This window comes from Variovorax sp. P1_H2 (assembly GCF_056405295.1).
Genome location: NZ_JBFUCJ010000178.1, coordinates 1 through 8,494, shown reverse-complemented (window position 1 = coordinate 8,494; position 8,494 = coordinate 1). Strand labels below are relative to the sequence as shown.

Sequence of the window (8,494 nt, the reverse complement as noted above, 5' to 3'; positions counted from 1 at the left end):
AGCGCGGGGTGCTGGTCGACCACGCAACCGTCCACCGCTGGTCACTGAAGATGCTGCCGGTGCTGGCCAAAGTGTTTCGTCGGCGCAAGCACCCGGTGGGGTCCTCGTGGCGTGTCGACGAGACCTACGTGTTCGTGGGTGGCCAGTGGAAGTATCTGTACCGAGCCGTCGATCGGCTGGGCCAGACGGTCGACTTCCTGCTGACCGCGCGCCGCGACGCGGCGGCCGCACGCCGGTTCTTCGAGCGTGCGATCGGCCAGCACGACGTGCCCGAGAAGATCACCATCGACAAGAGCGGTGCCAACACCGCCGTCGTGCGAGGTCTGATCGCTGATAGCGGCGTCACCATCGAACTACGGCAGTCCAAGTACTTGAACAATCTTGTGGAGCAGGACCACCGCGCCGTCAAACGTCGAGTCCGGCCGATGATGGGGTTCAAATCTTTTCGCTCTGCTGCGCGCCTGATTGCCGGCATCGAGACCATGCACATGATCAAGAAGGGGCAACTGCGCTGCCCCGGCGGTTTGGCGTTTTCACATGCCGACTACTTTTACAGTCTCGCCGTCCGTTGATCCGGACAGCTGACGGACTTCATCCGCCTCGACCGGCTTATCGAATGAAAGGGACTTCCCCGTCCCGATTAAGCCGCTGCGTATTGCGGCTGCCGGCAACTGAGTGCCACGATGGGGTTGTGAAGCTCCATCAACTCACTCGGAAAGGGGAAGCCCATGACGATTTTGTATGTTGGCATCGATCTTGCCAAGAACGTATTCGCAGTCCACGCGGTGAACGAGGTCGGCAAGCCCGAGCTAGTGTGCCCGAAGGTGGCGCGCGACAACTTGCTCGAATTGATCGCCTCGCTGCCGCCCTGCGTAATTGGCGTGGAAGCGTGTTCCGGCGCGCACCATTGGGCACGCCTGTTCGTGGCTCACGGTCACACGGTGCGCTTGATGGCACCAAAGTTCGTCAGCCCGTATCGACTGTCTGGCAAGCATGGGAAGAATGACGCCGCCGACGCGGCGGCGATCTGCGAGGCCGTGCAGCGTCCAAACATGCGCTTTGTGCCGATCAAAAGCCTGGAGCAGCAGTCGCAACTGAGCGTGCATCGCGTGCGCCAGGGCTACATAGAGCAACGCACCGCCACCATCAACCGCATTCGGGGTTTGCTGTCTGAGTTTGGCATCGTCTTGCCACTCAGGGCCGTTACCGTGCGCCGACAAGCTACAGCCTGTCTGGAAGATCTTCCGGGTTGGGCCAATACCGCGATCGGTGACCTGCTCAGTGACTTGCATCGGCTCGATGAACGCGTCGCCCAGTACGACCACCACCTCGCCAAGATCGCTCGCGAAGACACGCGCGCTCGGCAGCTCATGCGCTTGCCCGGCATTGGTGGGACCATCGCCACCGCAATGGTGGCCATGATCGGCAACGGACACGAATTCAAATGCGGTCGCCAGTTCGCTGCATGGCTGGGCCTGGTACCAGGCCAGTACAGCTCGGGCGGCAAGGCACGCCTGGGACACATAACCAAGGCCGGCGATCCCTATATGCGTAAGTTGCTGGTTCTGGGCGCGAGGGCCGTTCTCGCATCGGCCGAGGGCAAGACCGACAAACTCAGCCGATGGGCAGTCGCCTTGACCGAGCGTCGCGGGTATTGGCGCGCGATCGTTGCCATTGCAGCCAAGAACGCCCGTATGGCGTGGGCAATGTTGTCCCGAGGCGAGACGTTCCTGATGCCCACATGAAAGCACAGGCTGCGTCAACCACTCGCTCTTCGAGGAGTTGCATCGAATCCATTTCCTCCGCCGCTTGACGGCTTGCGTTGATGAAGCAAGGTTGGACCTGCGTGGGGAGTGACCGTTTCTGTCGCGGAGGTGCTTGATAGCGTCCTCGACTACTGAATGGGTCCCCCACGTGCGTCTTTCATCAGGGTCCGCAGGCAATGAGCCTGCATCGATGACCGTTTGTAGTCTCGCCAGTCCGCACCTTGTGCTCGTCGTTCACCGCAGCTGTCCAACTGGCGCCCGACCGACGGGTCTGCCCGTGATTTCGTCGATGACTCTCATTCCAGAGTCATCCTGGCCGAATTTTGCTTGACTGTGGGGGAAGCCCTTGTAGCGACAGAACCCCTACTCGGCGCTGCGCAAAGCCCAGTTCTCGCCGGGCCAGACCGTCCTGATCGACGGGGGGACGGGCACATTGGGGCTGGGTGCTGTCATCCTGGCGCTTGCGATGGGTGCGGCCAAGATCTATGCCACCGGCAGAAACAGAGGACTGCTCGAGAAGCTGCATCAACTTGATCCATCCCGCATCGTTCCGATCGTGCTCGGTGAACGGCCGACTGCAGAGATCGTGATGGAGGCGACCGGTGGCCATGGCGTCGATGTGCTCATCGAGGCGCTCGGCCCCAACGCGCCGGTGTCGTCGGTTCTCGATTCATTCAACGCGCTGCGCCGCGGCGGCAAGGCGATCAACATCGGCGGCGTTGCCGACCCCGTACCGCTCGAACCGTTCCCATTGATGTGCTTGCAGAAGTCTTACATCGGCTCACTGTGGTTCACGACTGCAGAGGGCCAGGACATGGCAGCCATGGCGCACGCCGGTACGTTGAACCTGGGCGTGTTCGAGCACGAGCGCTTCACGCTCGACCAGGTGAACAAGGCGCTGGATGCGGTTGATCAGCGCGGCGGCGGGTTCACGAACGTCGTGATCATTCATTGATGAACAAGCAGGAGACCAGCATGCAACACATCCGACGCATCGTCACGAGCCTGGACCAGGCAGGGAAGTCCGTCTTCAAATCTGACGCGACCTCGCCGCGCTCGACAGAATTCGAGCACGTTCCCGGCTTCGTCACTTCATTCTTGTGGGAGACCCCTCCCAATGCATCAATACGGCCGGTCGAAGGGGACCCGGCGGTCTCCGCCAGCTCCTGGGCTCCGCCTCCGGGCGGCACAAACCTCATGTTCATCACGTTCCCTCCGGACGCTGTGATGATGAGTCCCGAGTTCGATCCGGCGGCTGCGGGCTCCGAGTACATGAAAGTGCTACCAGGCTTGGCGGAGAAGTTCGAGATGGACAACCCTGGCATGCACACCACGGATTCGATCGACTACGGTGTGCTGATTGAAGGTGAGCTTCATCTCGAACTTGACGATGGTGTCATGAAGAAGCTTGCGCCACGGGATGTGGTCATCCAAAACGGTACACGGCACGCTTGGCGCAACAAAAGTAGCAAGCCGGCGACCATGTTGTTTGTCCTCGTCGGAGCCAGTCGCGCTTAGCGGCCTTGCCATTGCGGTTCTCGCTCGTCGCCCGGCCGTCGGGTCAGCCTTTTGTCCTGTTCGAACGGTTATGAAGAAGCTGACCCGAAGAGGGCGGCAGGCTGATCTTCATGGGCCGAAGCCAACGGCCGGTCTCGGCYGGATAGGGACCGTTGGACGGTCGCGGGCGACCGACCGTGATGGGCCCTGACCGCCATGTCGCGACATTCGAAAGCAGCCCCTGACGGGCAACGCCGTCCTTGCCGTCCACTGCCACCAGCGATCCGACCCCTGCCCTACCCCGAACGTCCTCACGATGTTGGCGAAGGTCAAGTTCTGAAGTAGACGAGCCGGTCGCGAAGAAAAGCCCGAAAGTCAGCTTTCAACGGTCGCCGTCGTTCGCCCCAGAAATTCAACCGGCTGCAACCAGTCTAGAGCACGCGTTCGAGCTTGGACCTCGAACTAGAACCGTCGGCCTGCTGCAGTCATATAGCCTGGTGCCGAGGCAGTTGGACGACAGTCCGTTGGGACCGAAGCGCAAAATCTCGCACCCGCGCGGGCATCGAGCCGAAATCCTGAACGTTGGCCCGAACCCAAGCGCGCTTTGTTGTTTGGGCCGCTCGCTCCGATTTCATTTCGCCTCCAAGGCCGTGATGCGCTGGCGGATGCAGTTCACCGGTTTGCTGAGGAAGCCAAGGCATTCAGTTGCATGCAGTCATCGCAGTTTCAGAAATTCGAATTGCAGAACCTGAGGCAACTGGCCAGCGTCGCTGCAGGTAGCGTCGTGGGCAGATGCGCCGCCATATGCAACTTGATTGACCGGCTGACTGGTCAGCACTCGCCCTTCTTGGCGTGGCCCGGTGGGCAGTGGTAGCGATTGCCTTCGTGGTGATGACGGTCTCGGTCGTAGTGCTCGCGGGCCTCCCACTCGTGTCGGCTCCAATAGCGATGCCCATCGTAGTACCGCTCGCCATACCAGCCGGGCACAACCACCACCTGTGCAGGCGGAGGCACGTACACCGGTCGCGGGGCAACGTACACAGGCGGCGGTGCGACGTAGACCGGCGCTGGCGTGCCCACATTGATGTCGATGTTGACCGCGTGCGCGACGCTAGCCAGGCCGAGCAAGGCGCATGCAGCTGCCACGAAATATGAATACTTTTTCATTGTTGTCCGTGATGAAATGAGGGCCGCGATCTTCACCAACGCGTCGATTGCCTCGCGGTTGACCGGCGCCAAAGCCCGCTGAGCGAATCGAACAATTAGATTCGACCCGGTTCGCCAGCAGCACGCCGTTGACAACCTGATCTCTCGATACGGTGAACTTAATGCCACTGCCCAGATTAGCCGCGGTGCCTGTGATGAACTTAACGCCCGGGCCGCCGGCATCAATGGGCGGCCACGTCTCCCCTGGCCTTACCCTGCCGGTCGTCAGCGACCGCTGTACGGCAAGTGCGCAGCGGTAGCTGTCCTTCCCCGCCGCTGGGCGAGCTCACGCTGTAGCGCCGATTCCGGTCATCCCAGTGCCAAAGTGATCTCCGTATCGACGACCGGTTACAAGGTGGTGCAGACGTAGCCGTTGCCGTCGCTCAAGCTGGACCCCGCCTCTGCGACCAAGGCCCATCGAATGGCAGCTATCCAAACAGCCGGAGTGGAACTCCGGGCCCGTCTCGGTCGGTCCCACACGCGTCGGGAACGACGGCAATCCAGATGCAAGCGGGCTTCGGGAGCCACTTCAGTCGGGACGACGACTCTGCATCCGGGTGCTCAAGTAGTCGGACAGGAGCGAGGCTGCCACGGAAAGGCCCTGCGCGTCGCGAAAGCAAAGCACGAAGCGCCGCTCGGCCCATGTCTCGGCCAACGAGACCACATGCAGGCCGCTGGCGGTCCCTTGCCGCCCGACTACTTCCCGCGGAATGACGCCAATCGCCAGGCCGGCGCGCACGACGCCCAACGCGGCTTCGAAATTGGCAATGATGATTCGATGGATCAACGTGCGGCCCGACAAGGCGGCGGCGCGTTGAAGCATGCGCTGGAGCGTRCTGCCGACAGGCAGGCCCACATGCTCGTAGTCGAGCGTTTGCTCGAAGCGCACTGACTTGAACGATCCAAGAGGGTGGCCGGTCGGGACCACGATGCACAGGTGATCGCTGCGATAGGGGCGAGTCTGCAATGACCCAAGGTCGGCCTCGTCCCAGCAAACGCCGATCGATGCCAGGCCGTCGCGCACGCCGGCAACGACCTCCGGGCTCAAGCGCTCTTCGAAGTCCACCTTGATCGTGCGATGCGGCGGCATCTTCAGGAAGGAGGCGACATCATTCGCCAGCGACGCGCCCATGGTCGAGATGCTGGCCAGGATTCGGACCTGGCCGCGGGCACCCGCCAGGTAGCTGTCCATGTCTCGCTCGATGCGCGCGGCGGTGTCCAGCATGGCGCGCGCATGCTCGAGCAGCGTCTGGCCCGCAGGCGTGGGCACGACGCCATGGCGCTTGCGCATCAGCAACGGCGTGCGAAGGCGATCTTCGAGCTGGGCGAGCCGCTTGCTGATTGCCGAGCCGACGATGTCGGCGTCCTCGCCGGCGCGCGCCATGCTGCCGGTCTCGCAGACCGCCACGAACAGGCGCAGGGTGGTGAGATCAAGGTCGCGCAAGATATTCCGATCGGGAATTCAGCGCTTCTCAAATTGAGAAGCAAGGAGTATCCGGAAATTCTAGACTCGGACAAACCAAACTTCCAGGAGACCAGCAATGAGCCGTTCATCTGCGTTGCCGCAGCAGGTCGTGATCCGCGAGGTAGGTCTGCGTGACGGCCTGCAGATCATCCCGCGCGTGGTGCCGACTGCCGCCAAGCTCGAGTGGATTCGCGACGCCTACGAAGCCGGACAGCGGGAGATCGAAGTCGGGTCCTTCGTGCCCGCGCGCCTGCTGCCGCAATTGGCCGACACCGCCGAACTGGTGGCCTTCGCCAGGACCTTGCCCGGCCTCAAAGCATCGGTGCTCGTGCCCAACCTGAAGGGGGCCGAGCGCGCGATGGAGTGCGAGGCCGATCTGATGCTGCTGCCGTTGTCGGCCAGCCACGCGCACAGCCTGGCCAATCTTCACAAGACGCCCGACCAGGTGATCGAGGACATTGCGCGCATCCGCGATGCGCGCGACGCACGCGGCTCGCGCACGCGGATCGAGGTCGGCATCAGCACCGCCTTCGGCTGCACATTGCAGGGCCGGGTCGAGCCCTCGGAAGTTGTTCGTCTGGTCAAGGCCGTCATCGATGCCGGCGCCGAAGCCATCGGTTTGGCCGATACGGTTGGCTATGCCGATCCGGCCATGGTGCGCTCGCTGTTCGAAGCGGTGTTGCCGATCGCCGGCGACAAACTCAATTGCGGGCACTTCCACGACACGCGCGGTCTCGGGCTGGCCAACGTCTATGCCGCGCTCGAACTCGGCATCAGCCGCTTGGATGCCTGCCTGGCCGGCATCGGTGGTTGCCCTCATGCGCCAGGTGCCAGCGGCAACGTCGCCACCGAGGACCTGGCCTACATGCTGGCGAGCATGGGCATCGAGACCGGTCAGGATTTCAACGCGCTGATGGCGTTGCGAAAGAAGGTCGCGCACTGGCTCGAGGGAGAGACTCTTCACGGCACCCTCTGGCGCGCCGGGCTTCCAAAGACCATGACCGAGGAACAAGCCGCATGACCGATCGGTTGCAAGTCGCCCAGCCCTTGAAGGGCCTGCGCGTCGTCGAGTTCACCCACATGGTGATGGGCCCCACCTGCGGCATGGTGCTTGCCGATCTGGGCGCGGAGGTGATCAAGATCGAACCGGTGGATGGTGATCACAGCCGCCGCCTGGTCGGTGCCGGTGCCGGCTTTTTCCCGATGTTCAACCGCAACAAGAAGAGCATCGGCATCGACCTGCATCGCGAGGAAGGTGCCGACATGGCGCGGCGCCTGACCGCGACGGCCGATGTCGTGGCCGAGAACTTCAAGCCGGGCACGATGGTGAAGTACGGGCTCGACTACGCGTCGCTCGCCAAAGTCAATCCGCGCATCATCTACGCCAGCCACAAGGGCTTCCTGCCCGGACCCTACGACCATCGCACGGCGCTCGACGAAGTGGTGCAGATGATGGGCGGCCTGGCGTACATGACGGGGCGCCCCGGGGATCCGCTGCGCGCCGGCACCAGCGTCAACGACATCATGGGCGGATTGTTCGGGGCGATCGCGGTGCTGGGCGCATTGATCCAGCGCGGCATCACTGGGCGCGGGATGGAGATCCAATCCGCGCTCTACGAGAACAACGTCTTCCTGATGGGCCAGCACATGCTGCAGTTCGCGGTGACGGGCAAGCATCCGGCGCCGATGCCCGCGCGCGACAATCCCTGGGCGGTCTACGACGTTTTCACGGTCAAGGATGGCGAGCAGATCTTCCTGGCTGCCGTCAGCGACGCCCAGTGGCTGGTCTTCTGCGATGCGCTGGGCTTCGCCGACCTCAAGGCCGAGCCGGAACTCGCCACCAACAACCAGCGGGTCGTGCACCGGCCGCGCCTTCTGAAGGCGATTGCCGAGCGCATCGCCGGGCGCAGCGCGTCCGAGTTGGCGCAGGTGATGGAGAAGGCCGGACTGCCATTCGCACCCATCCGAAGGCCCGAAGACCTCTATGGCGACGAGCACCTGCTCGCCACCGGCGGCCTGGCCGACATGCGATTGTCGGACGGGCCCAAGGCCGGCCAGACGGTCAAGACGACCCTGTTCCCCATCACGCTGGAGGGGCAGCGCCTTGGCGTGCGAATGGACCCGCCGCGCCTGGGCGAACACACCACTGAATTGCTGAAGCAAATGGGCTGCAGCGACGCCGAGGTCGAGGCCATGCGCAGCCGCAGAATCGTGGGATGACCATGGCGCGGATCCAAGGGGCGCCCAAAAAGACAAAGGAGACATACATGAGCACATCGAGCATTCGCATTTCGCGCCGGGCGCTACTGGCGGCATCGGCGGCCGGCCTGGTTGCTGGTCCATGGGCAATTGCCGCGCATGCGCAGTCAGGCACGGTGAGATTCATCCTGCCCAATGCCGCTGGTTCGGGCGTCGATGCGATCACGCGCGCAGCGCAGCCTGCGCTTTCCAAGGCCTTCGGTGCTTCCGTAATCGTCGACAACCAGCCCGGTGCCGGCGGCGTGGTCGGCCTGCAGGTGCTGGCGCGTTCGGCATCGGACGGCAACACGCTGTCGGTGGT

The 8,494-nt window shown here is 63.1% G+C and carries 9 protein-coding genes; 7 read left to right on the top strand and 2 right to left on the bottom strand.

The genetic code is table 11. From position 1 onward, the window contains the following. From AC1D2E_RS33380 to AC1D2E_RS33365, 4 genes are all read left to right on the top strand, one after another. On the top strand, positions 1-572 hold a 572-nt coding region (locus tag AC1D2E_RS33380), incomplete at its 5' end, for an IS6 family transposase (RefSeq protein ID WP_478201379.1). Positions 573-728: 156 nt separating this feature from the next. Further along, positions 729-1,745 carry an IS110 family RNA-guided transposase gene (locus AC1D2E_RS33375; protein ID WP_478201378.1) on the top strand — a complete coding sequence of 339 codons (1,017 nt, stop codon included), beginning with the start codon at positions 729-731 and terminating at the stop codon, positions 1,743-1,745. Positions 1,746-2,199: 454 nt separating this feature from the next. After that, positions 2,200-2,721 (top strand): zinc-binding dehydrogenase, encoded by a 522-nt coding sequence (locus AC1D2E_RS33370; RefSeq protein ID WP_478201377.1) that lies wholly within the window; start codon positions 2,200-2,202, stop codon positions 2,719-2,721. Positions 2,722-2,741: 20 nt separating this feature from the next. Beyond that, a complete protein-coding gene (locus tag AC1D2E_RS33365) occupies positions 2,742-3,284 on the top strand; it encodes a cupin domain-containing protein (protein WP_478201376.1) in 543 nt (180 codons plus the stop codon). An 810-nt stretch (positions 3,285-4,094) separates the two neighbouring features. On the opposite strand, the gene AC1D2E_RS33360 is transcribed toward AC1D2E_RS33365, so the two are convergent. Both AC1D2E_RS33360 and AC1D2E_RS33355 read right to left on the bottom strand, forming a co-directional pair. Continuing rightward, complete coding sequence (locus AC1D2E_RS33360) at positions 4,095-4,430, bottom strand: hypothetical protein (RefSeq protein WP_478201375.1); 336 nt, start codon at positions 4,428-4,430, stop codon at positions 4,095-4,097. A 568-nt stretch (positions 4,431-4,998) separates the two neighbouring features. Further along, positions 4,999-5,913 (bottom strand): LysR family transcriptional regulator, encoded by a 915-nt coding sequence (locus AC1D2E_RS33355; protein WP_478201374.1) that lies wholly within the window; start codon positions 5,911-5,913, stop codon positions 4,999-5,001. 97 nt (positions 5,914-6,010) lie between these two features. Between AC1D2E_RS33355 and AC1D2E_RS33350 the strand changes: the two genes are divergently transcribed. The 3 genes from AC1D2E_RS33350 to AC1D2E_RS33340 all read left to right on the top strand — a co-directional run. Further along, a complete protein-coding gene (locus tag AC1D2E_RS33350) occupies positions 6,011-6,955 on the top strand; it encodes a hydroxymethylglutaryl-CoA lyase (RefSeq protein WP_478201373.1) in 945 nt (314 codons plus the stop codon). Further along, positions 6,952-8,154 carry a CaiB/BaiF CoA transferase family protein gene (locus tag AC1D2E_RS33345; RefSeq protein ID WP_478201372.1) on the top strand — a complete coding sequence of 401 codons (1,203 nt, stop codon included), beginning with the start codon at positions 6,952-6,954 and terminating at the stop codon, positions 8,152-8,154. Before AC1D2E_RS33350 ends, AC1D2E_RS33345 begins: the two co-directional genes overlap by 4 nt. 2 nt (positions 8,155-8,156) lie before the next feature. Next, on the top strand, positions 8,157-8,494 hold a 338-nt coding region (locus tag AC1D2E_RS33340), incomplete at its 3' end, for a tripartite tricarboxylate transporter substrate-binding protein (protein ID WP_478201371.1).